General features: G+C 64.8%; 29 protein-coding genes and 1 pseudogene. 19 read left to right on the top strand and 11 right to left on the bottom strand.

Annotated elements, in window-relative coordinates:
- Positions 1-77: 77 nt before the first annotated feature.
- The 8 genes and pseudogenes from AC07ZH_RS17655 to merT all read right to left on the bottom strand — a co-directional run.
- Positions 78-338 (bottom strand): annotated as a pseudogene (locus AC07ZH_RS17655) (DUF4158 domain-containing protein); the annotation flags it as partial.
- A gap of 2 nt (positions 339-340) precedes the next feature.
- Positions 341-901 (bottom strand): recombinase family protein, encoded by a 561-nt coding sequence (locus AC07ZH_RS17650; RefSeq protein ID WP_011239984.1) that lies wholly within the window; start codon positions 899-901, stop codon positions 341-343.
- A gap of 129 nt (positions 902-1030) precedes the next feature.
- A complete protein-coding gene (locus AC07ZH_RS17645) occupies positions 1031-2020 on the bottom strand; it encodes a DUF3330 domain-containing protein (RefSeq protein WP_003132006.1) in 990 nt (329 codons plus the stop codon).
- Entirely contained in the window at positions 2017-2253 is a 237-nt protein-coding gene (gene merE, locus AC07ZH_RS17640) for a broad-spectrum mercury transporter MerE (protein ID WP_003132004.1), read from the bottom strand. The genes AC07ZH_RS17645 and merE overlap by 4 nt, the downstream gene beginning before the upstream one ends.
- Positions 2250-2615 (bottom strand): mercury resistance co-regulator MerD, encoded by a 366-nt coding sequence (merD, locus tag AC07ZH_RS17635; protein ID WP_000995360.1) that lies wholly within the window; start codon positions 2613-2615, stop codon positions 2250-2252. Before merD ends, merE begins: the two co-directional genes overlap by 4 nt.
- Before the next feature lie 17 nt (positions 2616-2632).
- On the bottom strand, positions 2633-4318 hold the full coding sequence (gene merA / locus AC07ZH_RS17630) for a mercury(II) reductase (protein ID WP_003158917.1): 1686 nt from the start codon (positions 4316-4318) through the stop codon (positions 2633-2635).
- 71 nt (positions 4319-4389) lie between these two features.
- On the bottom strand, positions 4390-4665 hold the full coding sequence (gene merP, locus AC07ZH_RS17625) for a mercury resistance system periplasmic binding protein MerP (protein ID WP_003131987.1): 276 nt from the start codon (positions 4663-4665) through the stop codon (positions 4390-4392).
- Between the two features lie 12 nt (positions 4666-4677).
- On the bottom strand, positions 4678-5028 hold the full coding sequence (gene merT, locus AC07ZH_RS17620) for a mercuric ion transporter MerT (RefSeq protein WP_003131974.1): 351 nt from the start codon (positions 5026-5028) through the stop codon (positions 4678-4680).
- 71 nt (positions 5029-5099) lie between these two features.
- Here merT and merR point away from each other — a divergent pair, with 71 nt between their 5' ends.
- Complete coding sequence (gene merR / locus AC07ZH_RS17615) at positions 5100-5534, top strand: mercury resistance transcriptional regulator MerR (protein ID WP_003131969.1); 435 nt, start codon at positions 5100-5102, stop codon at positions 5532-5534.
- 112 nt (positions 5535-5646) lie between these two features.
- Here the strand turns inward: merR and trfA are convergent, their stop codons facing one another.
- The gene (gene trfA, locus AC07ZH_RS17610; RefSeq protein ID WP_011114072.1) at positions 5647-6867 is read right to left on the bottom strand and encodes a plasmid replication initiator TrfA; all 1221 of its coding nucleotides are present in this window, start codon (positions 6865-6867) and stop codon (positions 5647-5649) included.
- A gap of 46 nt (positions 6868-6913) precedes the next feature.
- Positions 6914-7255 (bottom strand): single-stranded DNA-binding protein, encoded by a 342-nt coding sequence (locus AC07ZH_RS17605; protein ID WP_000019167.1) that lies wholly within the window; start codon positions 7253-7255, stop codon positions 6914-6916.
- Positions 7256-7368: 113 nt separating this feature from the next.
- Here AC07ZH_RS17605 and AC07ZH_RS17600 point away from each other — a divergent pair, with 113 nt between their 5' ends.
- From AC07ZH_RS17600 to AC07ZH_RS17515, 18 genes are all read left to right on the top strand, one after another.
- The gene (locus AC07ZH_RS17600; protein ID WP_011114045.1) at positions 7369-7731 is read left to right on the top strand and encodes a transcriptional regulator; all 363 of its coding nucleotides are present in this window, start codon (positions 7369-7371) and stop codon (positions 7729-7731) included.
- 309 nt (positions 7732-8040) lie between these two features.
- Positions 8041-9003, top strand: a complete 963-nt coding sequence (gene trbB / locus AC07ZH_RS17595) for a P-type conjugative transfer ATPase TrbB (RefSeq protein ID WP_000132020.1) — start codon at positions 8041-8043, stop codon at positions 9001-9003.
- A 16-nt stretch (positions 9004-9019) separates the two neighbouring features.
- Entirely contained in the window at positions 9020-9484 is a 465-nt protein-coding gene (gene trbC / locus AC07ZH_RS17590; protein WP_011114046.1) for a conjugal transfer system pilin TrbC, read from the top strand.
- 3 nt (positions 9485-9487) lie between these two features.
- Positions 9488-9799, top strand: a complete 312-nt coding sequence (locus tag AC07ZH_RS17585) for a conjugal transfer protein TrbD (RefSeq protein ID WP_001207961.1) — start codon at positions 9488-9490, stop codon at positions 9797-9799.
- The gene (locus AC07ZH_RS17580; RefSeq protein WP_011114047.1) at positions 9796-12354 is read left to right on the top strand and encodes a VirB4 family type IV secretion/conjugal transfer ATPase; all 2559 of its coding nucleotides are present in this window, start codon (positions 9796-9798) and stop codon (positions 12352-12354) included. The genes AC07ZH_RS17585 and AC07ZH_RS17580 overlap by 4 nt, the downstream gene beginning before the upstream one ends.
- Positions 12351-13133 (top strand): conjugal transfer protein TrbF, encoded by a 783-nt coding sequence (locus AC07ZH_RS17575; protein ID WP_011114048.1) that lies wholly within the window; start codon positions 12351-12353, stop codon positions 13131-13133. Before AC07ZH_RS17580 ends, AC07ZH_RS17575 begins: the two co-directional genes overlap by 4 nt.
- 17 nt (positions 13134-13150) lie before the next feature.
- Entirely contained in the window at positions 13151-14050 is a 900-nt protein-coding gene (gene trbG, locus AC07ZH_RS17570) for a P-type conjugative transfer protein TrbG (RefSeq protein ID WP_006122480.1), read from the top strand.
- A 2-nt stretch (positions 14051-14052) separates the two neighbouring features.
- Positions 14053-14541 (top strand): conjugal transfer lipoprotein TrbH, encoded by a 489-nt coding sequence (locus AC07ZH_RS17565; RefSeq protein WP_006122479.1) that lies wholly within the window; start codon positions 14053-14055, stop codon positions 14539-14541.
- 4 nt (positions 14542-14545) lie between these two features.
- Complete coding sequence (locus AC07ZH_RS17560; RefSeq protein WP_011114050.1) at positions 14546-15967, top strand: TrbI/VirB10 family protein; 1422 nt, start codon at positions 14546-14548, stop codon at positions 15965-15967.
- A gap of 20 nt (positions 15968-15987) precedes the next feature.
- Entirely contained in the window at positions 15988-16752 is a 765-nt protein-coding gene (gene trbJ, locus AC07ZH_RS17555) for a P-type conjugative transfer protein TrbJ (protein ID WP_010890135.1), read from the top strand.
- A gap of 9 nt (positions 16753-16761) precedes the next feature.
- Positions 16762-16989, top strand: coding sequence for an entry exclusion lipoprotein TrbK (gene trbK, locus AC07ZH_RS17550; RefSeq protein WP_000644148.1), 228 nt, complete (start codon positions 16762-16764; stop codon positions 16987-16989).
- Between the two features lie 16 nt (positions 16990-17005).
- On the top strand, positions 17006-18718 hold the full coding sequence (gene trbL, locus AC07ZH_RS17545; protein WP_015586029.1) for a P-type conjugative transfer protein TrbL: 1713 nt from the start codon (positions 17006-17008) through the stop codon (positions 18716-18718).
- 17 nt (positions 18719-18735) lie between these two features.
- On the top strand, positions 18736-19323 hold the full coding sequence (locus tag AC07ZH_RS17540) for a TrbM/KikA/MpfK family conjugal transfer protein (protein WP_010890138.1): 588 nt from the start codon (positions 18736-18738) through the stop codon (positions 19321-19323).
- Positions 19324-19336: 13 nt separating this feature from the next.
- Positions 19337-19972 carry a transglycosylase SLT domain-containing protein gene (locus AC07ZH_RS17535; RefSeq protein ID WP_011114052.1) on the top strand — a complete coding sequence of 212 codons (636 nt, stop codon included), beginning with the start codon at positions 19337-19339 and terminating at the stop codon, positions 19970-19972.
- A gap of 28 nt (positions 19973-20000) precedes the next feature.
- Positions 20001-20267 carry a hypothetical protein gene (locus tag AC07ZH_RS17530; RefSeq protein WP_010890140.1) on the top strand — a complete coding sequence of 89 codons (267 nt, stop codon included), beginning with the start codon at positions 20001-20003 and terminating at the stop codon, positions 20265-20267.
- Positions 20267-20965, top strand: coding sequence for a TraX family protein (locus tag AC07ZH_RS17525; RefSeq protein WP_011114053.1), 699 nt, complete (start codon positions 20267-20269; stop codon positions 20963-20965). The genes AC07ZH_RS17530 and AC07ZH_RS17525 overlap by 1 nt, the downstream gene beginning before the upstream one ends.
- A 15-nt stretch (positions 20966-20980) precedes the next feature.
- Positions 20981-21412 carry an OmpA family protein gene (locus AC07ZH_RS17520; RefSeq protein WP_001665065.1) on the top strand — a complete coding sequence of 144 codons (432 nt, stop codon included), beginning with the start codon at positions 20981-20983 and terminating at the stop codon, positions 21410-21412.
- The gene (locus AC07ZH_RS17515) at positions 21384-22241 is read left to right on the top strand and encodes a DNA adenine methylase (RefSeq protein WP_495200723.1); all 858 of its coding nucleotides are present in this window, start codon (positions 21384-21386) and stop codon (positions 22239-22241) included. The genes AC07ZH_RS17520 and AC07ZH_RS17515 overlap by 29 nt, the downstream gene beginning before the upstream one ends.
- A gap of 1 nt (position 22242) precedes the next feature.
- Here AC07ZH_RS17515 and AC07ZH_RS17510 read toward each other — a convergent pair whose 3' ends face one another.
- On the bottom strand, positions 22243-23094 hold the full coding sequence (locus tag AC07ZH_RS17510) for a recombinase family protein (protein ID WP_011296189.1): 852 nt from the start codon (positions 23092-23094) through the stop codon (positions 22243-22245).
- Between the last annotated feature and the right edge of the window lie 15 nt (positions 23095-23109).

Genomic DNA, 23109 nt, shown 5'->3' with positions numbered 1-23109 from the left:
CGGTCTACCCAGACCACCCCCGCGCCAGTGCTAGCTTTGCGTACCGTCACTTATTGCACTGAAAACGAGGAGACCCCGACACTGACCTTGAGCTGGTCGGCGACCAGTTTCAGCAAGGGCGGAAACGGCGGCTCATCGACGCCAAGGAGGATGCCGGGAAAGCGCAGGTAGCAGAGCTGAACTGCAAAGCCCAAGCGGTTCGCAGGCCCGCGCCGTTGCCGGATGATGGAGAGGTCGGTATCGCTGAACGTGTAGTATCGGATCAAGTCGTCCTTGGTATCCGGCAACGCCAACAGGCTTTCCCGCTCGGCGGCGGACAGAATGGAACGACGTGGCATATTTACTGATCCGCTCTCAAGTATTGATACAGGGTCTCCCGGCTGACACCAAACTCGCGGGCCAGCTTCGCTTTTTGTTCGCCGGCGGCGGCCCGCTGCCGCAGATCGGCTACCTGTTCGGGCGACAGCGCTTTCTTGCGGCCCCGGTAGGCTCCGCGTTGCTTGGCGAGCGCGATGCCTTCCCTCTGCCGCTCGCGGATCAAGGCCCGCTCGAATTCAGCGAACGCCCCCATGACCGACAGCATCAGGTTCGCCATCGGCGAATCCTCGCCGGTGAAGGTCAGGCTCTCCTTGACGAACTCGATGCGCACGCCGCGCTTGGTGAGCTTTTGCACGAGGCGGCGCAAGTCATCGAGGTTGCGCGCCAAGCGATCCATGCTGTGAACCACCACGGTGTCGCCTTCGCGCACGAAGGCCAGCAGCGAATCAAGCTCGGGCCGCTGGGTGTCCTTGCCCGACGCCTTGTCGGTGAACACCTTGCCGACTTCGACGTGTTCAAGTTGCCGTTCCGGGTTCTGGTCGAAGCTGCTGACCCGGACGTAGCCGATGCGTTGACCCTGCAAGATGCCTCCCTGGACGAAAATGTCAGGAAGAAATCTATGACCTTTTTCAGCTAGTGTCAATAAATAACACAACCGACTCTATTCTGACGTTGTGAGGCAGTCTACCCTGACATCCGGTTAGGGTATGCCTCAATCTGACGGTAGCGAGTCGCAGGCGTTCGGATCGGCATCGGTTTCGTTCCCTGTCTTGGCACGCGCTTCGAAGCGTTGATAACACTCCAACCCGCAGAAGTGCTCGACGTATTCCGCGCCTTCCGGGGTGAAGGCGGCATCGAGCGGGATTTCCTTGCAGCACACGCAGCAACTGGTGGTGGTCGAGTCACTTGCATTCATGGTGGCACCCCTCCATTGACTGACGAAGACGGCGAATGCCGCCGCCGGCATTGGCTTCGCGAACAGGAAGCCTTGTCCTGTGTCGCAGTCCGCTTGTCGCAATAGATCAAGACTCGCCGATGTTTCCACGCCTTCAGCCACCACATCCATGCCCAGCCCGTGCGCAAGCTGAATCACGGTGTGCACGATGGTTTGGTCGCGGCGGTCGTTGGCGAGCCCGGCGACAAACGATTGGTCGATCTTGAGCGTGCTGATTGGGCAGCACTTCAGATGTTGCAGACAGGAATACCCCGTCCCGAAGTCATCGGCGGCGAAGCGCACACCGATCTGCCGCAAGGCGTCCAGGGCGGGGAAGATCGCCGGATCACCAAACGCGACCGATTCGGTCAGCTCGATTTCGAGATACTCGGCGGGCAACTCGGCATCAGCCAGCACGCCCTTTACCCACCCGTCGAAGTCCGGTCCCACTTGGCTCGCCGAAACATTGACGGCCAGCCGGAACGGTCGCCATGCCAGCATTCGCCAGTCACGCATCTGGCGGCAGGCTTCGCCCAGCACCCAAGCGCCGATTTCAGGCATCAGGCCGGACGATTCGACCACGGGCAGGAACTGGCCCGGTGGCAATAGTCCAAGCGTCGGATGACGCCAGCGCAACAGGGCTTCCGCGCCGACAATCCCACCACTGCGCAGATCGACGACGGGCTGGTAGTGCAGTTCAAGCTGCCCGCGCTCGACCGCTTGGGCCAGTTCCGGCGTCGTCCATCCATCCGGCCGGAAAGCGCTCATTCTCTTTCCCTGAATGCCCGCAACGCCCGCGACAGGGACAGAAGGAACAGGCCGGTCAAACCGAGCGCCGCGATGACCCAATGCTCGCCGAGGAAAGCACCGGCGGTTGTGCCGGCCAGCACGACAGCGAGGATGGGCAGGTGGCAGGGGCAAGTCAGCACAGCCAGTCCGCCCCACAGGTAGCCGGTGATCGGTTTGTGCGTCTCGGACGGCAAGCGCTCGGGGTTGTTCATGGCAGACTCTCCGCGTGCTGTGCCGGCTCGGTCGGCAGGGTGGCCAACTGCACTTCCAGATCGGCCAACGCTTCGCGCCGACGCTCGACGAACTGACGCAGCAGGGCAAGCTGCGCGGCCGCTTCGTCGCCGTCCGCCGCATCCAGCGCCCGGCACAGCCGCGCCAGCGCGTCGAGGCCGATGCCCGCCTCGAAGGCCGCCCGCACGAAGCACAGCCGTTGCAAGGCGGCGTCATCGAACAAGCCGTAGCCGCCTGGTGTGCACGCCACCGGGCGCAGCAATCCGCGCAGCAGGTAGTCGCGCACGATATGCACGCTCACCCCGGCATCAAGAGCCAGCCGGGACACCGTGTAGGCGTTCATTGAACACCTCCTTTTTCTCACCCGGCGCAGCAGGAAAGCTGCTTCACATCCTTGTTGAAGGTCTGCGCCGCGAGCTTCAACCCCTCGACCATCGTCAGGTAGGGGAACAACTGGTCGGCCAGTTCCTGCACCGTCATGCGGTTGCGAATGGCCAGAGCCGCCGTCTGGATCAGTTCACCCGCTTCCGGCGCGACCGCCTGTACGCCGATCAGCCGATGGCTGCCTTCCTCGATAACCAACTTGATGAAGCCGCGTGTGTCGAAGTTGGCGAGCGCACGCGGCACGTTGTCCAAGGTCAAGGTGCGGCTGTCGGTCTCGATCCCGTCGTGGTGGGCTTCCGCCTCGCTGTAGCCCACGGTCGCCACTTGCGGATCGGTGAACACCACGGCCGGCATTGCGGTCAGGTCGAGCGCCGCATCGCCGCCGGTCATGTTGATCGCGGCACGGGTGCCGGCCGCTGCCGCCACATAGACGAACTGCGGCTGGTCGGTGCAGTCGCCGGCCGCGTAGATGTTCGGGTTGCTCGTGCGCATGCCTTGGTCGATGGCGATGGCACCTTGCGCATTGACAGTGACCCCCGCTGCGTCCAGCGCGAGGCTGCGCGTGTTCGGTGTCCGACCGGTGGCAACCAGCAGTTTGTCGGCGCGCAATTCACCGTGCGTGGTGGTCAGCACGAATTCACCGTCCATATGGGCGACCTGGCTGGCTTGCGTGTGCTCCAGCACCTCGATGCCCTCGGCACGGAAAGCGGCTGTCACCGCCTCGCCGATGGCCGGGTCTTCACGGAAGAACAAGGTATTGCGCGCCAGGACCGTGACCTTGCTGCCCAGCCGGGCAAAGGCTTGCGCCAGCTCCAGCGCCACCACCGACGAGCCGATTACGGCAAGGCGTTCGGGAATGGTGTCGCTCGCCAGGGCCTCGGTGGAAGTCCAGTAGGGTGACTCTTTCAAGCCCGGAATCGGCGGGACCGCCGGGCTGGCACCCGTGGCGACCAGGCAGCGGTCGAACATCACGACGCGCTCGCCACCCTCGTTCAAACGGACGGTAAGGCTCTGGTCGTCCTTGAAGCGCGCCTCACCGTGCACAACGGTGATGGCCGGATTACCGCCCAGGATGCCTTCGTACTTGGCGTGCCGCAGTTCGTCGACGCGGGCCTGCTGCTGGGCCAGCAGCTTACTGCGGTCAATCGTAGGCACAGTTGCCGCAATACCGCCATCGAACGGGCTTTCCCGGCGCAGATGGGCGATGTGGGCGGCGCGGATCATGATCTTGGACGGCACACAGCCGACATTGACGCAGGTGCCGCCGATGGTGCCGCGCTCGATCAGCGTGACCTGCGCGCCTTGCTCGACGGCTTTCAGCGCCGCCGCCATCGCGGCTCCACCGCTGCCAATGACCGCTACCTGCACCGGGGGCTCGTTGCCACTGTGCTTTTCGGCGGCGGCCATCCATCCCCGCACCTTGTCGAGCAGTCCGACGCGGTTGTCCGCCAGTGGCGCATCGGCTAGCGTTGCCTTGTAGCCCAGTCCGGCCACGGCGGCAGTCAGCGCGTCCGGCGATGTGCCCGGCACGATGGCGAGTTGCGCTGTGCCCTTCGGATAGGACACCAGCGCCGACTGCACGCCTGGCACTTTTTCCAGCGCTTCCTTGACGTGCGCCGCGCACGAGTCGCAAGTCATGCCGGTGATTTTTAGATGGGTCATGCAACAGATCCTTTATCGTTTGTGGCGCCAGACAATGACGTCCGTTGTGCTGCGGTGCCGTTTTCAGTGACTCACTGCTTGACGCTGGACGGATAGCCCGCGTCTGCGGTTGCCTTGGTCAGCTTCTGCACGCTGGTCTTGGCATCGTCGAAGGTGACGACCGCTTGGCGTGTCTCGAAAGTCACGTCAACTTTGCTGACGCCTTCGACCTTGGAAATCGCCTTCTTGACAGTGATCGGGCAGGCGGAGCAGGTCATGCCCGGTACGGACAGCGTGACGGTCTGGGTGGCGGCCCAGACGGGGGCAACAACGGCGGCGAGGGCGAGGGAGGCAAACAGTTTCTTCATGGTGAACTCCGATCAGTAGAAAAATGGCATGACGTAGGGAAATCCGAGCGCGACCAGAACCAGCGCGGCCACGATCCAGAAAATGAGCTTGTAAGTAGCTCGCACTTGGGGAATCGCGCAGACCTCACCCGGTTTGCAGGCCGCTGCCTGCCGGTAGATGCGCCGCCAGGCGAAGAACAACGCCACCAGCGCCACGCCGATAAAGATGGGGCGATAGGGTTCCAACACCGCCAAGTTGCCGATCCAAGCGCCGCTGAACCCCAAGGCGATCAGAACCAACGGCCCGAGGCAGCAAGCCGAGGCGAGGATGGCGGCAAGCCCTCCAGTGAAGAGCGCGCCGCGCCCGGTTTTTGGTTCAGACATGCGCTTGTCCTTTCGAATTGAAATTGGATAGCGTAACCTTACTTCCGTACTCATGTACGGAGTCAAGCGATATGGAAAACAATTTGGAGAACCTGACCATTGGCGTTTTCGCCAAGGCGGCCGGGGTCAATGTGGAGACCATCCGTTTCTATCAGCGCAAGGGCTTGTTGCTGGAGCCTGACAAGCCCTATGGCAGCATCCGCCGCTATGGCGAGGCGGATGTAACGCGGGTGCGCTTCGTGAAATCAGCCCAGCGGCTGGGCTTCAGCCTGGATGAGATCGCCGAGCTGCTGCGGCTGGAGGATGGCACCCATTGCGAGGAAGCCAGCAGTCTGGCCGAGCACAAGCTCAAGGACGTGCGCGAGAAAATGGCTGACCTGGCGCGCATGGAGGCCGTGCTGTCTGAGTTGGTGTGCGCCTGCCATGCGCGAAGGGGGAACGTTTCCTGCCCGCTGATCGCGTCACTACAGGGTGGAGCAAGCTTGGCAGGTTCGGCTATGCCTTAGCGTGCTTTATTTTCCGTTTTCTGAGACGACCCCTGCCTCGCCGGAAGTGGCGATGCTCGAGAAAAAAAGCCGCCTCGATCTCGGGCGGCTCCAGGGGAGGGCAGGGGGGCGATCACCGCTTGCAATGCACCAGGTCGTCGTTCACCCACGCACTTTCGACCAGGCCGTTTTCGCGCAGCTCGTCGCACGCTTCGCCTACCTGCTCGCGCCACTTCTTCGGCCGGGTGGAATCCGAGCCGCACATCAGCCGGAACGTCTCCAGCTTGAGCGGGTACGGCTCCTTGTGGGTGGCGAAGTAGTCGAACATGCGCCGCGCGGTGGGCGACAGCTTGCGGTACTTCTCCCACACGAATTTCGTGTAGTGGTCGCCGGCGAACAGCACCACGATTTCGGCGTCGATCTCGACCTGGCAGCGCGACGTGCGCTTGCCGCGATCCAGGACGCGGAAGCGCCGGATCAGCGACACCGATTCGAGCCGGCCGATGCGTTGGGATGAGAACTGCATGGCCGACGCCTGGAGCCGCGTCAGGCATTCCTCGGCCCTTGTGTAGTACCGACCGTTGATTGACCAGTCCAAGTCCTGGCAAAGCTCGTAGAACGTGAAGGAAACCGGCTCTCCGAGCGCGGTGCGCTTCGCGTACTCCAGCACCTGGGCGAATACCAGCTCGTCGTCGTCGGCGCGCAGCTCGATCCCGGTGTAGGTGATCTCCACGTCTTTGTTGACGTGGTAGATCGACTGGCCTTGCAGCGCGGCGCGCGGCACCTTCTTGTTGCGGACGGTGAAGATCGCCGACCGCCCGAAGTCGTTGGGCAGTGCCCGCATGTGATCCGGCCAGGGAGCCAGGTCGAACAGCGAGAGCTGCATGTCCTTGATCTGCTGCTTCGTGTGCTTGAGCAAGGCCGTCTGCTTGGCCTCGCTGACCTTCTCGGCCAGCTCACCGCCGGCCGTTCGCTTCTTGGTCGCCATCGCACTACTCCGTTTGTCCTGGGCCAGCGCGCCGATCTGCTCGGCCATCTTGTTCACGGCGGTGCGCGGTTCGGGCGGCAGGCCCATCGTGCGCGCAAGCTCGGCCGATTCCTGCGCCATGCGCTCGGATCGCTCGACGGCGGCACTTGCCGGCGTCGGTAGCTTCGGCGGCAAAGCCGCCTCGTTGTCGCCGGCCGTGGCCGGCAGCTCGAAGAGGGAACCGGCGGGGCGGAAGGCCCCGCCGGCGCTGCCCGAGTCCCTGCGAGCGGCGGCGGTACGGGCGGCAAGGTCGGTGGCGTCGGCTTCGCTAAGCCCGCCCTCGATGAGCTTGCGCCTGTATTCCTGCTCGTTGAACTCGTTCTGCATCTAATCTCCCTCCTAGCATACTGCCCGGCCGTGGCCGGGCCTGGCCTTACTGGCCGCCGCCTGGCGCTTTGGTGTCCAGGTATTCGATTTCCTCGGCGATGAAATCGAAGCCGTATTCGGTCTTGCCGTCCTTCTCGTACTTCGTCGGCTCGATGCGGCCCTGGACGAACACCTTGGAGCCTTTGCCCAGGTACTTGCCCGCGTTCTCGGCCAGGCCGCCGAACGACTTGATGCGGAAGAAGTCCGTCTGCTCCTGCTTCGCACCGGCTGCGTTGCGCCACACGCGATTGACAGCCAGGTCGAAAACGGCGCGGGCGCTGTTTTCGCTATGGCGAACGTCGGTATCGCGGGTAAGATTACCGATAAACTGGAACAGGTTGTGGCTCATTCGTCATGCTCCTTTCGCTAATGGAGTCGTCAGTTTAGCTAAACCTGCGTCCGTGGTCAAGAACTTTAGCGGCTAAAATTTTCTGCCGCCCGCACCGAGAAGGCATACGGGCCTTGTACAACTACATCTTCTTCACGAACGTGCTCCGGCTGCTCGATGAGCGGCACATGACGAAAAAGGAGCTATCGGACAGGTCGGGGGTTTCGATCTCCTTCCTGTCCGATCTCACTACTGGCAAAGCCAACCCCTCCCTAAAGGTGATGGAGGACATTGCGCAGGCCCTTGAAACTCCCCTGCCGCTCCTGCTTGAATCGACCGACCTGGACAAAGAAGCCCTTGACACCCTGGCCGGCGGCAAGGCACCCCGAAGCCTGCCGCCAGGCTTCGAGCGCGTGGCGGCCGTGCTGCCAGAACACCAGGCGTTCATCGTCAAGAAGTGGGGCGAAGCGACAAGGAAGAAACTTAGAGGGAGTTGACGCCAGGATGTGAGAAGGGAAGGGAAGCGGCGCGGAACTGAGCCACAAGAGCCAGCCAAGTTTTAGCCGCTAAAGCCCGCCGGGGTGGCTCAACCCCCGGACAACCCATAACGCAAACGCCACGGGTTCGGCGCGAGGGCGCACGGAGCATGCGCCGCGTTGTCGCCTCTTTCGCCCCTGCAATCCGCGATGCAACGTCGCGGCCGAAGTCACCCTTGTGCGCTTCGGTGTTGCGGTCGAAATTAGTTCGGTATATCGTATGAACCTGTGTAGAATGCGCGAAACGCAACGGCATACAGGGCATACGGAATGACCGACCAGAAACCAGAACACAACAGCATCAAGGAACGGGCGAAGAAGAAGCTCGAACGCGACATGGGGCCGGAGCTGCTGGCCGCCCTCAACGATCCCAAGACCGTTGAAATCATGCTCAACGCGGACGGCAAGCTCTGGCTCGAACGCCTGGGCGAGCCGATGAAGTGCATCGGCACGCTGCGCGTCGCGCAGGCGCAAGCCATCATCGAAACCATCGCGGGCTACCACGGCAAGGAAGTCACGCGCTCCAAGCCGATCCTGGAAGGCGAGCTGCCCCTTGATGGCAGTCGCTTCGCCGGCCAGCTCCCGCCGGTTGTGCCCGCACCCACCTTCGCCATTCGGAAGAAGGCCGTCGCCATCTTCACGCTCGATCAGTACGTCGAACGCGGAATCATGACCGCGCCGCAGCGCGAGGCATTGATTGCAGCGGTGCGCGCGCACCGGAACATCCTTGTGATCGGCGGCACCGGCTCGGGCAAGACCACGCTGGTGAACGCGATCATCAACGAGATGGTGATTCAAGACCCGACCGAGCGGGTTTTCATCATCGAGGACACCGGCGAAATCCAGTGCGCCGCCGAGAACTACGTCCAGTACCACACCAGCATCGACGTGAACATGACGGCGCTGCTGAAAACCACCCTCCGCATGCGCCCCGACCGAATCCTGGTCGGCGAGGTGCGCGGCCCCGAAGCCCTTGATCTGTTGATGGCCTGGAACACCGGGCACGAAGGAGGTGCTGCAACCCTGCACGCAAACAACGCCAAAGCTGGATTGGATCGGCTCGCCATGCTCATCAGCATGCACCCCGATTCCCCGAAACCCATTGAACCGCTTATCGGCGAGGCGGTTCACGTGGTTGTTCATATCGCCCGCGTCGAAGGCTCGCGGCGCATCCAGGAAATCTTGGAGGTTTCCGGGTTCGCCAACGGCCAGTACATCACCAAAACCCTCTGACTAGGAGTTACGACCAATGCAAGCAACCTTCCCGGCATTCCGCCTCAACCGCAACGCCCTGTTCTACATGGGCCTCTTCGCCCTCCTGGCGTTCTTCCTGCTGGCCCCCCAGCACGCATTCGCCTCCGAGGGCACCGGCGGCTCTCTGCCGTATGAGAGCTGGCTGACCAACCTCCGCAACTCCGTCACCGGCCCGGTGGCCTTCGCGCTGTCGATCATCGGCATCGTGGTCGCCGGCGGCATCCTGATCTTCGGCGGCGAACTCAACGGCTTCTTCCGCACGTTGATCTTCATCGTCCTGGTCATGGCCCTGCTGGTCGGCGCGCAGAACATGATGAGCACGTTCTTCGGCCGTGGCGCGGAAATCGCCGCCCTGACCGATGGCGCGCTGCACCAGGTCAAGGTCGCCGCGCTGGACGTGGCCGGCTTCCCCGGCGAAGCCGTCATGCGCTGGGCCGAGCGCGGCCACATCGCGGGGTAAGTCATGGCTCTGCGCGCGATCCCCATCCGTAGGGCCGGCAACCGAGAAAACCTGTTCATGGGCGGGGATCGTGAGCTGGTGATGTTCTCGGGCCTGCTGGCCGGCGCGCTGATTTTCAGCGCCCAAGAAGTGAGGGCAACGGTGTTCGGCATCGCCTTGTGGTTCGGCGCGCTCTTCGCGCTGCGCCTCATGGCGAAGGCCGATCCGAAGCTGCGACACGTGTACCTGCGGCACCGCCGGTACAAGCCGTACTACCCGGCTCGCAGCACGCCCTTCCGTGACAACACGCCGAGTCAAGGGAAGCAATACAAATGATCGAAGCAATCGCAATTGCCATTGCTGTGCTCGGTGCGGTTCTGTTGCTCATCCTCTTTGCCCGCATCCGGGCTGTCGATGCCGAGCTGAAGCTCAAGAAGCATCGCGCCAAGGATGCCGGCCTGGCCGATCTGCTCAATTACGCCGCCGTGGTCGATGACGGCGTGATCGTGGGCAAGAACGGCTCCTTTATGGCCGCCTGGCTGTACAAGGGTGATGACAACGCCAGCAGCACCGAGGAACAGCGGGAAATGGTGTCGTTCCGCATCAACCAGGCCCTGGCGGGCCTGGGGAACGGCTGGATGGTGCATGTCGATGCTGTGCGTCGGCCTGCGCCGAACTACTCGGAGCGGGGCGTGTCATCGTTCCCCGACTCCGTTTCCTTCGCCATTGACGAGGAACGCCGGCGCTTGTTCGAGGGCCTGGGCGCGATGTTCGAGGGCTACTTTGTCCTGACCGTCACGTGGTTCCCGCCAGTGCTGGCCCAGCGCAAGTTTGTCGAACTCATGTTCGATGACGATGCGGTGGCTCCCGACCATACGGCGCGCACTACGGGCCTGATTGCGCAGTTCAAGCGCGAGATCACCAGCCTGGAATCGCGCCTGTCCTCGGCGGTCAAGATGACGCGCCTGCGCGGCCAAAAAGTCGTGTCGGAAGAGGGCAGGGAAGTCACGCACGATGACTTCCTGAGCTGGTTGCAGTTCTGCGTGACGGGCCTCCATCACCCGGTCATGCTGCCCAGCAATCCGATGTACCTCGATGCGGTAATCGGCGGGCAAGAGCTGTGGGGCGGCGTCGTGCCCAAGATCGGGCGCAAGTTCATCCAGGTGGTCGCCATCGAAGGCTTCCCCTTGGAGTCAACGCCTGGGGTGCTCTCGGCCCTGGCCGAGCTGCCCAGCGAATACCGCTGGTCGAGCCGCTTCATCTTCATGGATCAGCACGAGTCCTTGAAGCACCTGGACAAGTTCCGCAAGAAGTGGAAGCAGAAGATTCGCGGCTTCTTCGATCAGGTGTTCAACACGAATACCGGCTCGATCAACCAGGACGCGGCCGCGATGGTCGGCGACGCCGAGGCGGCCATCGCCGAGGTCAACAGCGGCTTGGTGGCGGCCGGCTACTACACCAGCGTAGTCGTGCTGATGGACGAGGATCGGGAGCGCCTGGCGGCCTCCGCGCTCCTGGTCGAGAAGGCCGTCAACCGCCTGGCCTTCGCGGCCCGTATCGAGACGATCAACACGCTCGATGCGTACCTGGGCAGCTTGCCCGGCCACGGCGTCGAGAACGTGCGCCGGCCGCTCATCAACACGATGAACCTGGCCGACCTGCTGCCGACAAGCTCGATCTGGACGGGCAGCGCCACGGCTCCGTGCCCGATGTACCCGCCGCTGTCGCCGGCGCTCATGCACTGCGTGACGGTGGGCGCTACGCCGTTCCGCCTGAACCTGCACGTGCGCGACCTGGGCCACACCTTCATGTTCGGCCCGACCGGCGCAGGCAAATCGACGCACCTGGGCATCATCGCCGCGCAGCTCCGTCGCTACGCCGGCATGTCGATCTACGCCTTCGACAAGGGCATGTCGATGTACCCACTCGCGGCCGGCATCCGCGCGGCCACGAAGGGCAAGAGCGGCCTGCATTTCACGGTGGCCGCCGACGATGACCGCCTGGCGTTCTGCCCGCTCCAGTTCCTCGAAACGAAGGGGGATAGGGCCTGGGCGATGGAGTGGATCGACACCATCCTGGCGTTGAACGGCGTCAACACCACGCCGGCGCAGCGCAACGAGATCGGCAACGCGATCATGAGCATGCACGCCAGCGGCGCGCGCACGCTCTCCGAGTTCTCGGTGACGATTCAGGACGAGGCGATCCGCGAGGCCATCAAGCAGTACACGGTGGACGGCTCGATGGGCCACCTGCTCGACGCCGAAGAGGACGGCCTGTCGCTGTCCGACTTCACGGTGTTCGAGATCGAAGAGCTGATGAACCTGGGCGAGAAGTTCGCGCTGCCGGTGCTGCTCTACCTGTTCCGCCGCATCGAGCGCGCACTGAAAGGCCAGCCCTCCGTCATCATCCTGGACGAAGCCTGGTTGATGCTGGGCCACCCCGCGTTCCGCGCCAAGATCAGGGAATGGCTCAAGGTGCTGCGCAAGGCCAACTGCCTTGTGCTGATGGCGACGCAAAGCCTCTCCGACGCGGCCAACTCGGGCATCTTGGACGTGATCGTGGAATCGACCGCGACCAAGATTTTCCTGCCTAACGTCTACGCCAGGGATGAGGACACATCGGCGCTCTATCGCCGTATGGGCCTCAACGCGCGTCAGATCGAAATCCTGGCGACTGCCATTCCGAAGCGTCAGTACTACTACGTCTCGGAGAACGGCCGCCGTCTCTATGACCTTGCCCTGGGGCCGATGGCCCTGGCCTTCGTCGGTGCGTCCGACAAGGAATCGGTCGCCACCATCAAGAGCCTCGAAGCCAAGTTCGGCCACGAATGGGTGCATGAGTGGCTGGCCGGCCGTGGGCTGAATCTCAACGACTACCTGGAGGCCGCATGAGCATCGCCGACACCCTCAAGGGCTTGATCTTCAAGAAGCCCGCCAACTCCGCCGAGCCGCGCGATCCGCGCCGCTCGAAGGAACCGCTCGCCGGCGGCCGCCGTGCGGGCGAGGCCGAGAACCCCTACCTGGCCGCGCGCCGCACCTGGAACGATCACGTGGGCAGCGTCGTCTCGCAGCGCCAAACCTGGCAGGTGATAGGCATCCTGTCGCTGTTGATCGCGCTGGCCGGCGTGGGTGGCGTGATCCACATCGGCAGCCAGTCGAAGTTCATCCCCTACGTGGTCGAGGTGGACAAGCTGGGCCAGACGGTGGCCGCCGGCCCGGTGCAGGCCGCAGGGAAGGCCGATCCGCGTGTCATCCACGCCGCCGTTGCGGACTGGATGAGCTGCGCGCGCATGGTGTCGCCTGACGTGGCCTTGCAGCGCAAGTGCGTGTTCAAGGCGTACTCGATGCTCGCCCCCAACGATCCGGCGACGCCAAAGATGAACGAGTGGTTGAACGGCACGCCCGATTCCAGCCCGTTCAAGCGCGCCGAGAAGGAAATGGTCAGCGTCGAGATCAAGACCGTCATCCCGCAAACGCCCGACACCTGGCAAGTCGAGTGGGTGGAAACCACGCGCGACCGCCAAGGCACGCTGAAAGGTCAGCCCGTCACCTGGCGCGCGCTCGTGACTACCTACATCGCCGAGGTCACGCCCAACACCACCGATGAGCAACTGCGGAACAACCCGTTGAGCATCTACGTGCGTGATTACTCCTGGTCCCGCATCCAATGAATTCGAGGTCATCCACCATGAAGAAAACCCTCTCCGCTTTGATCGTGGGCGCTGCTGTGGCGGTGCCCTCCCTGGCTCTGGCCGCCCCTGGCGACGACATTGCCGACAAGTATTTCAACAAGACCAACCCGACGCTGACCGCTCAAGAGCGCGCGGCGCTCGCCATCGCCAAACGGTGGGAAGCGGGGTCGGCGACCGGCATCAAGCCGGTGGCCGGCTCGGGCGGTGCCATCAAGTTCGTGTACGGCGCGCAGCAGCCGAGCATCGTTTGCGCGGTGCTCCAGGTGTGCGACGTGGCCTTGCAGCCCGGCGAACAAGTGAACTCGATCAACCTGGGCGACACGGCCAGGTGGACGGTGGAACCGGCCATCACCGGCAGCGGCGCGACCGAGGTTCAGCACCTCATCATCAAGCCGATGGACGTGGGCCTCGAAACCAGCCTGGTTGTGACCACGAACCGCCGCAGCTACCACTTCCGCCTGCGCTCGCATCGCACCGAGTACATGCCGCAAGTCTCGTTCACGTACCCCGAGGAAGCGCAAGCCAAGTGGGACGCGATCCAGCGCCGCGAGAAGCAGGAACGCACCGACAACACCCTGCCGGCGACGGGCGAGTACCTGGGCGATCTCTCGTTCGACTATGAGCTGTCCGGGTCGGCGAGCTGGAAGCCTGTGCGCGTCTACAACGATGGCCGCAAGACCATCATCGAAATGCCCGGCACGATGCAGCAGACCGAAGCGCCGACGCTCCTGGTCGTGCGCAAAGAGGGCGGCTTGTTCACCGACGACGAAACGGTGCTGGTCAATTACCGCGTGCAGGGCAATCGCTACATCGTGGACACGGTGTTTGACCGCGCGATCCTGATTGCCGGTGTTGGCAGTAGCCAAGACCGCGTGACCATCAGCCGGAGGAAGTGACCATGCGCAAGATCGTCTCTCTCGCGCTGCTCGCCCTCGCCCTGGGCCTCGGCGGCTGCGCAACCACCAGCCAGTACGGCAACTTCGTCCAGTCGGCCGCGCTCGATCAGCAGAAGCTCGCCACCGACGCGGTGCAGCAGCTCGCCACGCTGTACGCGCCGGCGCGCACGCGCCTGGAGCTGCAACAGCCGACGCCCGATCCGTTCGGCCAGGCGCTCGTCAAGTCGCTGCGCGACAAGGGCTATGCCCTCCTGGAGTACGCCCCGGCCGGCGCTTCCACGCAGGCCCCGGCCTCGGCGGCATCGCAGGCGAGCGCACCGGCCACCACGGCCGCGTCGGGCGGCCTGCCGTTGCGCTACGTGCTCGACCAGGCTGGCGACTCGAACCTGTACCGCCTGACCTTGATGGTCGGCAATCAATCCATCACCCGCCCTTACCTGGCGCAAAACGGCACGTTCGCGCCGGCCGGGTACTGGGTGCGCAAGGAGTGACGCCATGACAGAAAACGCCGATCAGATGGCACCTGACGCTTCGCCTGGCGAAGTGTCCAAGAAGGCGGGCGTCCGTCGCGTCAACAACATGCCCATGTACATCCTCGGCGGCGTCCTGCTGTCGTTCGTGCTGGTCATGGCCCTGGTCGCGGCGGATCGCGCGGCCAAGCAGAACGCGCCGGCGGACGGCCCCAAGGAGAAGGCCGGCAACACGTCGATGTTCGCCAAGGAGATCGCAGGCGACAAGACCGGCGGCTTGATCGAGCCGGCAAGCCCGCTCAAGGTGCCCGACATGCCGACCGGCCCGGCGTCGGCTCCGCTGGAGATCGCGCGGCCGTCCAACCCGGACGCGCCGCCGGCCCCGCCGGCCAACCCCGGCAACCCGGGCCAGCCGGTGAACGACGACGAGGCCCAGCGCATCCGCATGGCGAAGATGCAGATGTTCGGCGAAGCCGTGAAGGCCAAGACCACCGTGCGCGTGGATGCCCCGCGTAGCAACGGCTCCGCGCCGGGTGGCCCGAGCACCTACACCGGCACGCCGCAGACGCGCGATGAAATGCTGAACCGCATCGCAGCGGTGCAGCAGCAAATCGACGCGCAGCGCAGCAACGATCCGACCGCCGCCTATCAAGCACGCCTGGCGCAGATTCGCGGCATGGGCGTCGGTGGTGGCGGCGCGGCTCCGGCCGCCGGCGGCATGGGCGCGGGCGGTGCGCCGCAGCTCCTGCAAACCTCGACCAGCGGCGGCGGGCGCAACAGCATGGCGCAGTTCGGCCAAGGTGGGCAGGGCGACCGCTGGAAGCTGGATTCGCAGCCGGAAGCGCCGCGCACACCGTTCGAGCTGCGCGCGGGCTTCGTCGTGCCGGCCACGCTCATTTCGGGCATCAACTCCGATCTGCCGGGCCAAATCATGGCCCAGGTCGCGCAGGACGTGTACGACACACCGACCGGCAAGCACCTGTTGATCCCGCAGGGATCGCGCCTCGTCGGCTCGTATTCGAGCGACGTGGCCTACGGCCAAGCGCGCGTGCTGGTTGCGTGGCAACGCATCGTGTTCCCCGATGGCAAGGCGATGGACATTGGCGCGATGCCAGGCGCGGACAGCGCGGGATACGCGGGCTTCCACGACCAGGTGAACAACCACTATGTGCGCCTGTTCGGCTCGGCCTTCCTCATGTCCGGCGTGACAGCAGGCATCACCTACAGCCAACGCCAGAACCAGGCCACAAACACCTATGGCGCACCGAGCGCCAGCAGTGCCCTAAGCGAAGCCCTCGGCCAGCAGCTCGGCCAGGTTACGGCGCAACTCATCGCCAAGAACCTGAGCATTTCGCCGACGCTGGAAATTCGGCCGGGGTATCGCTTCAACGTCGTGGTCACGAAGGACATGACGTTTTCCAAGCCGTACCGTTCCTTCGATTACTAACGCCATAGGAGAAAAGCACCATGAAGCCGAAGTTTTTAGCCGCTAAATTGGCCCTCGTCATTGCTGTTTCGAGCACGCTGGCGGTCACACCTGTGCAGGCTGGCATCCCCGTCATCGACGGCACCAACCTGTCGCAGAACATCATGACGGCCATCGAATCGGTGGCCCAGACGCTCAAGCAAATTGAGCAGTACAGCACCCAGCTCCAGCAGTATCAAAACCAACTCCAGAACACGATGGCCCCGGCCGCGTATATCTGGGATCAGGCGCAATCGACCATCAACGGGTTGATGAACGCGGTCAACACGCTGGATTACTACAAGACCCAACTCGGCAGCCTGGACAGCTACATCGGCAAGTTCCAGGACGTGAACTACTACAAGAACTCGCCGTGCTTTACGGCGGCAGGGTGCTCCGACGCGGAACGCGCAGCACTTCGGAATGTGGCCCAGCTCGCGAGCGAGTCGCAGAAGAAGGCCAACGATGCCTTGTTCAAGGGCCTCGATAGGCAGCAAACGAATCTCACGGCCGATGCAGCGACGTTGCAGCGTCTTCAATCGGCAGCGCAGGGCGCGCAGGGCCAAATGCAGGCCATCGGCTACGCCAACCAGCTCGCCAGCCAGCAGGCCAACCAGCTCTTGCAGATTCGTGGCCTGCTGATCGCGCAGCAGAACGCGATGGCAACCAAGATGCAGGCCGACGCCGACAAGGAAGCCCAGCAGGCGGCAGCGGCCGCACAACTGCGCCAGGGCAGCTACCGGGCCAGCCCGGCGCGCACCTGGTAAGGGGGATTCATGAAAGCAATCAAGGCTCTGTCCTTGGCCTCGGCCGCCCTCGTGGCGGCCTTGGTCGCCGGCTGCGACAACAAGCCGGCCACGGCCCCCATGCCGGAAGTGAACGACGAGAACTGCAAGCCCGAGAACATCGCCAAGATCGAGGACAAGGGCGTCCAGCAGGCTTTTTCGTCGCTGTGCTTGCGTCGTGGTGGGGATTTCAAGCCCAGCCCGAAACGCGAATGGTGAGGTGCTGACGATGAGAATGCCAGCCAATCTAAAAACCCTCGCCCTGCCGCTGTTCGTCTGGCTGGCGTTCTTCGCGGTCGATGCCCACGCGGCCATCGACAACGCCGGCGTGTTCGATAGCGTGCTGGATCGCTACCAGGCCGCCGCGAGCGGCTGGGCCGGTGTCATCACCACGGCCGCAACCTGGCTCTTCTGGACGCTGGTTGTGATCTCGATGGTCTGGACGTTCGGCATGATGGCCTTGCGCAAGGCCGACATTGGCGAGTTCTTCGCGGAGTTCGTCCGCTTCACGATCTTTACCGGCTTCTTCTGGTGGGCGCTAACCAACGGCCCTAACTTCGCCTCGTCCATCTATGCGTCGTTGCGGCAGCTCGCCGGCAACGCGACGGGCCTGGGCAATGCTCTGTCGCCCTCGGGCATCGTGGACGTGGGCTTTGCGATCTTCGACAAGGTGATGGATCAGTCCTCGGTGTGGTCGCCGGTGGACAGCATGGCCGGCATCCTCATGGCCGTGGCGATCCTGGTCATCCTGGCCCTGGTCGGTGTGAATATGCTTCTGCTGCTCGCGTCGGGCTGGGTGCTCGCCTACGGCGGCGTGTTCTTCCTCGGCTTCGGTGGTTCGCGCTGGACTTCCGACATGGCGATCAACTACTACAAGGTCGTCCTGGGCGTGGCCGCGCAGCTCTTCGCAATGGTGCTCCTGGTGGGCATCGGCAAGACCTTCCTCGATGACTACTACTCGCGCATGAGCGCCGGCATCAGCCTCAAGGAAATGGGCGTGATGCTGATCGTCGTCATCATCCTCTTGGCGTTGGTCAACAAGATTCCGCCGCTCATCGCCGGGATCATCACCGGCGCGAGCGTGGGCGGTGCCGGCATCGGCCAGTTCGGTGCAGGTGCTGCGTTGGGTGCCGCAGGCATGGCAGCAGCAGCGGCCGCGACCGGCGGCGCCGCTCTGGCCGCCGGCGCAGCCTCGGCCGCCGGTGGTGCCTCTGCCGTCATGGCCGCCTTCTCGAAGGCCAATGAGAACGTGTCGGCAGGCACGGACGTTATGTCGGCCTTCTCGGGCGGCGGCAGCTCGGGCGGCGGTGCGGGCGGCGGCGGCGACGCCGGCACCGGCAGCACGCCCTTCGCTCAGGCTGCGGGCTTTAGCGGCAGCTCCGGCGGTGGCTCTTCGTCGGGTGGCGGCAGCCCCTCGACCGGCAGCAGCTCGGGCAGCTCGAAGGGCGGCGATAAGGGCGGCGGCAAAGCCGACGCCGGCGGCCAGGGCAGCAGCTCGACGGCCAGCACCGGCAGCAGTGCCGACAAGGCCGCCAAGAACGAACCCAAGCCCGCCGGCGGGGCAGGGCAAGGGCAGCAGGCCGCACCGGGCAGCACCGGCCCCGGCTTGCTCGCATCGGCCGCATCGGCCCTCGGCACGGCCGGCCGCATCGCCGCCGACGCCGGCGCGAACTTGGCGAAGGGAACCGCCGATGTTGCCAAGGCCAAAGCCGCGAGCCTGCGCGAAGCCGCAGCCGAGCGGATCGCCGACACCACTGGCGGAAAGATCGCCGCCGCGATCAAGGCGCAAGGAAGCGGCACGGCCGAGAACATCGACGTGCCCGACCAGCAGCCCGCGCCGAGCTTCGGCGACAACAGCCTGGCAGGCGGCCCTGCCGATGCCGATCCCGAGTCCGAAGTAGCTGCGTTCGCCAACCGCGAGCAAGGCCGCGACGGCACAACTGCGTAACCAAGGAGAGTCCAACCATGAAGAAGAAACTGTTTGCCCTGGCCGCCCTCGTGGCAGCCCTCGGATCGACCGCCGGCACGGCCAGCGCGCAAGACGTGCTGACCGGCGACACGCGCCTGGCCTGCGAGGCGATCCTGTGCCTGTCGTCGGGCACGCGCCCGAGCGAATGCACGCCGTCGCTGTCGCGGTACTTCAACATCACGAAGCGCAAGCTGTCGGACACGATCCGCGCCCGCCTGAACTTCCTCCAGCTTTGCCCGGTGGCGAGCCAGACGCCGGAAATGCAGTCGCTCGTGTCGGCGATCTCGCGCGGCGCTGGCCGGTGCGACGCGCAGTCGCTGAACTCGACGTTGGTGATGTGGACGGGCGGCTACGACGATGGGCGCACGTACATCAGCAACCAGTTGCCTGACTACTGCGGGGCCTACACCGGCCACGCCTACACCGACTTCGCCAGCAGCGGCACGCTGCCGCGCTATGTCGGGACGCCAGAGCGGGGCGGGTATTGGGTCGAAGCGCGCGACTATGACCGCGCCTTGGCCGAGTACAACGAACGCATCCGGCGCGAGGACGAAGAGCGCCGCCGTCAGTCCTGGCTGAACTGAGGGAGGGGAGGGCATGCCGTTCTTCGCCGATCTGCCGCCGCAGCTCCAGGAGCGCGTCGTCTGCTCGATCTCGGCCGCCGTCAAGTACGAGGTGCCGGTCAACATCGTGTTGGCCGTCGCCGAGAAAGAGGGCGGCAAGCCGGGCCAGTGGGTGCGCAACTCGAATGGCACGCATGACGTTGGCCCGATGCAGTTCAACACCGCGTACCTGGGCGACCTGGCCCGATACGGCATCACGGCGAACGATGTGGCGGCTGCCGGCTGCTACTCGTTCGACCTGGCCGCCTGGCGGCTGCGGATGCACATCCGCAACGACAAGGGCGACCTCTGGACGAAGGCGGCGAACTACCACTCGCGCACGCCGCAGTACAACGCGGTGTACCGGGCCGACTTGATGCGCAAGGCGTCGAAGTGGGCCGATTGGCTCGAAGCTCGGTTCGTCACGCTTGACGTGACGAAGGCCGGGGCCACGCCCTCGACGCCCAGCCAGCCCGCGACGGTGGCCCAGCGGGCGACGCCGGCGGCCAGGCCGGCACCAGCACCCCAGCAGGCCGCCCCAGCGGCCGCAGCAGCTCGCAGCGTGTCGGTGGCCGGCTACGTGCCCCGCACGGTGTCTTTCAACACTTCACGCGAGGGGTCGGCCGAGTAGGCCGGCTCTTCCGATTTAGCGGCTAAACATGGACAAATTCCACGCCTTCATGATGCGGTACACGCTGGGCGTCGGCCGGTTGCTTCAAGCCTATTGCAAGTGGGCGGAAGGGCAGGCCAAGAACCAGCTCGATTTGCTTCTGCTGGGCCTCGGCCCGATCTTCGCCTTGGGCCTTCTGCTGTGGGCGCTGCCGGCGTGGATCGGCAAGCCCATCGCCTTCGTGCTCTCACTGCCAGCGCTCTACATCATCTTCCTGGTGCTGCGCGCCTACGCGATTCGCGGGGGCCGGCGCTGATGAAGGCCCTGCGGATTCCTGATGGAACCGTCGAAGCGTTGAAGTGGCTCGCACTGGTTCTCATGACCGGCGATCACGTCAACAAGTACCTGTTCAACGCGACGCTGCCGGTGCTGTTCGAGGCCGGCCGCGTGGCGCTCCCCCTTTTCGTGTTCGTCCTGGCCTACAACCTGGCCCGGCCGGGCACGCTCGAACGCGGCGTGTACGGCCGCACCATGTCGCGCCTGGCGATGTTCGGCGCGCTGGCCTCCGTGCCCTTCGTGGCCCTCGGCGGCCTGTACGCCGGTTGGTGGCCGCTCAACGTGATGTTCACGCTGCTGGTCGTCACGGCCACGGCTTACCTGGTCGAACGTGGCGGCAAGCTGCACCTGGCGGCCGCCGGCGTGGTGTTCCTGGTCGGCGGCAGCTCGGTCGAATATTGGTGGCCGGCCGTGGCTTTCGGCCTGGCGGTGTGGTCGTACACGCGCCGGCCGAGCTGGGCCGCCGCGGCGGTCGCGGTGCTGGCCTGCGCGGCCCTGTGGTTCGTCAATCGCAACCTGTGGGCCTTGGCAGCCCTGCCGGTGCTCTTCCTGGCCTCGCGGGTGGATGTGCGCGTGCCGCGCCTGCGCTGGGCCTTCTACGCCTATTACCCGCTGCACCTGGCCTCGCTCTGGTTGATCCGCATCCCCATGAGCAAGGCCGGCTACCTGTTCTTCTGATTGGAGTCCTGCCCCATGCGAAAACCCGTTCTTCTGGCCCTCTCTCTGGCGTTCCTGGTCAGCGCGCAAAGCGCACTGGCCGCCGGCGACGCCGGCAACTTCGGCACGCCGATCAAGTCCGGCGTATCGGTGTCCTTCCCCGACAGCAGCGCGACATTCCAGCCGACGCCAGAGGCCCTGGAGCTGCTGGCCGACGCTAGGAATGCGGCGATCATCTACATCAGCGGGCGCACCAGCACACTACGGCCCAGCGCGGCCGATGAGGCCCTTGCACTACGCCGTGCGCTCTCGGCCAGGTCGTACTTGGTGGCGCGCGGCGTCTCGCCGCTCAAGATCATGGTGAACTTCGCATCGGCCGCCGATTTCGTGGCAGACAACTCGACGGCCGAGGGCCGGCGCGAGAACCAGCGCGTGGACATTGAGGTGGTCTACATCCCCACCTACTGAGCGATCCGGCATCGCCATTCCTGGCGGTGCTGCAGGTCGCTCCAGCAGCTTCGCATCGTCGGCTCTGACGATGCAGGCCCGGCCGGCTTCCCTTGACAGCATCGCCATTTCTGACGATGCTGGCCAAGTCCCGATTTACTCCAGGAAGAAGGCCATGAGATACCCCGGCGGCAAGGGCGGTGCCGGCGTCTACCAGACGATCATCAACAACATCCCGCCTCACGACACGTACATCGAAACGCACCTGGGCGGCGGCAACATCCTGGAGCGCAAGCGGCCCGCTGCCCGCAGCGTCGGCATCGACGTTGATCCCGAGGTGATCGAGGTCTGGCAGCAGCTCGACGTGCCCGGCCTGGAGCTGCACCACGGCGACGCCGTGGCCTGGCTGGAGTCCCACCAGTTCACCGGCTCCGAGTTCGTCTACGCCGATCCGCCCTACGTGATGGACAGCCGGCGCGGCGGCAAGCTATACCGCCACGAATACGACGACGCCGACCACGTGCGGCTGCTCGACGTGCTGGCCGGCTTGCCGTGCGCGGTGATGGTGTCGGGCTACAGCTCAACGATCTATGACAGCTCTCCCTTGGCGTCATGGAGAACCATCGACTTCAACGCGATGACGCGCGGCGGCATCGCTATCGAACGGCTGTGGATGAACTACCCCGAGCCGGCCGAGCTGCACGATCTGCGCTACCTCGGCAGCAACTTCCGCGAGCGCGAGCGCATCAAGCGGAAGAAAGCCCGCTGGCAAGCGAAGCTCGCCAAGCTCGATCCGCTGGAGCGGGCGGCGATCATGGAATGCCTGCGCGAGCTGGAGGCGGCCGAGTAGGTCACGCCTGCGCCTGGTTGTGCAGCGCCCATACGCGCTTGACCTGGCTTTCACTGCACCCGGCCAGCCTGGCCGTCTCTGGAATGCTGTGGCCTGCGCTGCGCAGCGCCACGATGCGTTCATGCACCTTTGTGTTGGCCTTGCGGCCGGTGTAGCGGCCGGCGTCCTTCGCCAGCTCGACGCCCTGCCGCTGCCGCTCGCGGCGATCCTCGTAGTCGTCGCGGGCCATCTGCAACGCCAGCTTCAAAAGCATGTCCTGGATCGACTCCAGCACCACCTTTGCCACGCCCTTCGCCTCGGCGGCCAGGTCGGATAGATCGACCACGCCAGGGACAGCCAGGCGCGCGCCCTGGGCGCGGATCGAGGCCACGAGGCGTTCGGCCTCGGGCAGCGGCAGGCGGCTGATGCGGTCGATCTTCTCCGCAACGACGACTTCACCGGGTTGCAGGTCGCCGATCATGCGCAGCAGCTCGGCGCGATCGGCGCGAGCGCCCGAAGCCTTCTCGCGGTAGATGCCGGCGACGTAGAAGCCGGCGGCCCTGGTGCTCTCCACGATGGCGGCCTGCCTGGTCAAGTCCTGCTCGTCGGTGCTGACGCGCAAGTAGATGCGCGCGACCTTGAAAGCGACGCCGGCGGCCTGGTGCTCGGTCGGCGTCCGCATGATGCGGTCGGCACCTTCGACCAGGCCATCGCCGCCGACGCGCAGCGGTGGCGTCTTGGCGAGCGCCTGGCGCGCTGCGCGTGACTGGCGCGGCATGGCCGCAATCTGTGTTTCCTGGGCGGTGCGCGGCGTGATGATCGCGCTGCGCTTCGCCTTGGTCTTGCCTGGGAAGTAGCCGTTGCGGCTGGTCATGGGTTCCTCCGGTCA

This window comes from Simplicispira sp. GW247-4R2A (assembly GCF_059424465.1).
Note: the sequence above shows the minus strand (reverse complement) of the source record. Positions and strands in the feature narration are given on the sequence as shown.

What these genes read in the sequence shown, in the direction of transcription:
- AC07ZH_RS17645 (WP_003132006.1), bottom strand. Translation starts at nt 2,020, where the DNA reads ATGAGCGCTTTCCGGCCGGATGGATGGACGACGCCGGAACTGGCCCAA.
- merE (WP_003132004.1), bottom strand. Translation starts at nt 2,253, where the DNA reads ATGAACAACCCCGAGCGCTTGCCGTCCGAGACGCACAAACCGATCACC.
- merD (WP_000995360.1), bottom strand. Translation starts at nt 2,615, where the DNA reads ATGAACGCCTACACGGTGTCCCGGCTGGCTCTTGATGCCGGGGTGAGC.
- merA (WP_003158917.1), bottom strand. Translation starts at nt 4,318, where the DNA reads ATGACCCATCTAAAAATCACCGGCATGACTTGCGACTCGTGCGCGGCG.
- merP (WP_003131987.1), bottom strand. Translation starts at nt 4,665, where the DNA reads ATGAAGAAACTGTTTGCCTCCCTCGCCCTCGCCGCCGTTGTTGCCCCC.
- merT (WP_003131974.1), bottom strand. Translation starts at nt 5,028, where the DNA reads ATGTCTGAACCAAAAACCGGGCGCGGCGCGCTCTTCACTGGAGGGCTT.
- merR (WP_003131969.1), top strand. Translation starts at nt 5,100, where the DNA reads ATGGAAAACAATTTGGAGAACCTGACCATTGGCGTTTTCGCCAAGGCG.
- trfA (WP_011114072.1), bottom strand. Translation starts at nt 6,867, where the DNA reads ATGCAGAACGAGTTCAACGAGCAGGAATACAGGCGCAAGCTCATCGAG.
- AC07ZH_RS17605 (WP_000019167.1), bottom strand. Translation starts at nt 7,255, where the DNA reads ATGAGCCACAACCTGTTCCAGTTTATCGGTAATCTTACCCGCGATACC.
- trbB (WP_000132020.1), top strand. Translation starts at nt 8,041, where the DNA reads ATGACCGACCAGAAACCAGAACACAACAGCATCAAGGAACGGGCGAAG.
- trbC (WP_011114046.1), top strand. Translation starts at nt 9,020, where the DNA reads ATGCAAGCAACCTTCCCGGCATTCCGCCTCAACCGCAACGCCCTGTTC.
- AC07ZH_RS17585 (WP_001207961.1), top strand. Translation starts at nt 9,488, where the DNA reads ATGGCTCTGCGCGCGATCCCCATCCGTAGGGCCGGCAACCGAGAAAAC.
- AC07ZH_RS17580 (WP_011114047.1), top strand. Translation starts at nt 9,796, where the DNA reads ATGATCGAAGCAATCGCAATTGCCATTGCTGTGCTCGGTGCGGTTCTG.
- AC07ZH_RS17575 (WP_011114048.1), top strand. Translation starts at nt 12,351, where the DNA reads ATGAGCATCGCCGACACCCTCAAGGGCTTGATCTTCAAGAAGCCCGCC.
- trbG (WP_006122480.1), top strand. Translation starts at nt 13,151, where the DNA reads ATGAAGAAAACCCTCTCCGCTTTGATCGTGGGCGCTGCTGTGGCGGTG.
- AC07ZH_RS17565 (WP_006122479.1), top strand. Translation starts at nt 14,053, where the DNA reads ATGCGCAAGATCGTCTCTCTCGCGCTGCTCGCCCTCGCCCTGGGCCTC.
- AC07ZH_RS17560 (WP_011114050.1), top strand. Translation starts at nt 14,546, where the DNA reads ATGACAGAAAACGCCGATCAGATGGCACCTGACGCTTCGCCTGGCGAA.
- trbJ (WP_010890135.1), top strand. Translation starts at nt 15,988, where the DNA reads ATGAAGCCGAAGTTTTTAGCCGCTAAATTGGCCCTCGTCATTGCTGTT.
- trbK (WP_000644148.1), top strand. Translation starts at nt 16,762, where the DNA reads ATGAAAGCAATCAAGGCTCTGTCCTTGGCCTCGGCCGCCCTCGTGGCG.
- trbL (WP_015586029.1), top strand. Translation starts at nt 17,006, where the DNA reads ATGCCAGCCAATCTAAAAACCCTCGCCCTGCCGCTGTTCGTCTGGCTG.
- AC07ZH_RS17540 (WP_010890138.1), top strand. Translation starts at nt 18,736, where the DNA reads ATGAAGAAGAAACTGTTTGCCCTGGCCGCCCTCGTGGCAGCCCTCGGA.
- AC07ZH_RS17535 (WP_011114052.1), top strand. Translation starts at nt 19,337, where the DNA reads ATGCCGTTCTTCGCCGATCTGCCGCCGCAGCTCCAGGAGCGCGTCGTC.
- AC07ZH_RS17530 (WP_010890140.1), top strand. Translation starts at nt 20,001, where the DNA reads ATGGACAAATTCCACGCCTTCATGATGCGGTACACGCTGGGCGTCGGC.
- AC07ZH_RS17525 (WP_011114053.1), top strand. Translation starts at nt 20,267, where the DNA reads ATGAAGGCCCTGCGGATTCCTGATGGAACCGTCGAAGCGTTGAAGTGG.
- AC07ZH_RS17520 (WP_001665065.1), top strand. Translation starts at nt 20,981, where the DNA reads ATGCGAAAACCCGTTCTTCTGGCCCTCTCTCTGGCGTTCCTGGTCAGC.
- AC07ZH_RS17510 (WP_011296189.1), bottom strand. Translation starts at nt 23,094, where the DNA reads ATGACCAGCCGCAACGGCTACTTCCCAGGCAAGACCAAGGCGAAGCGC.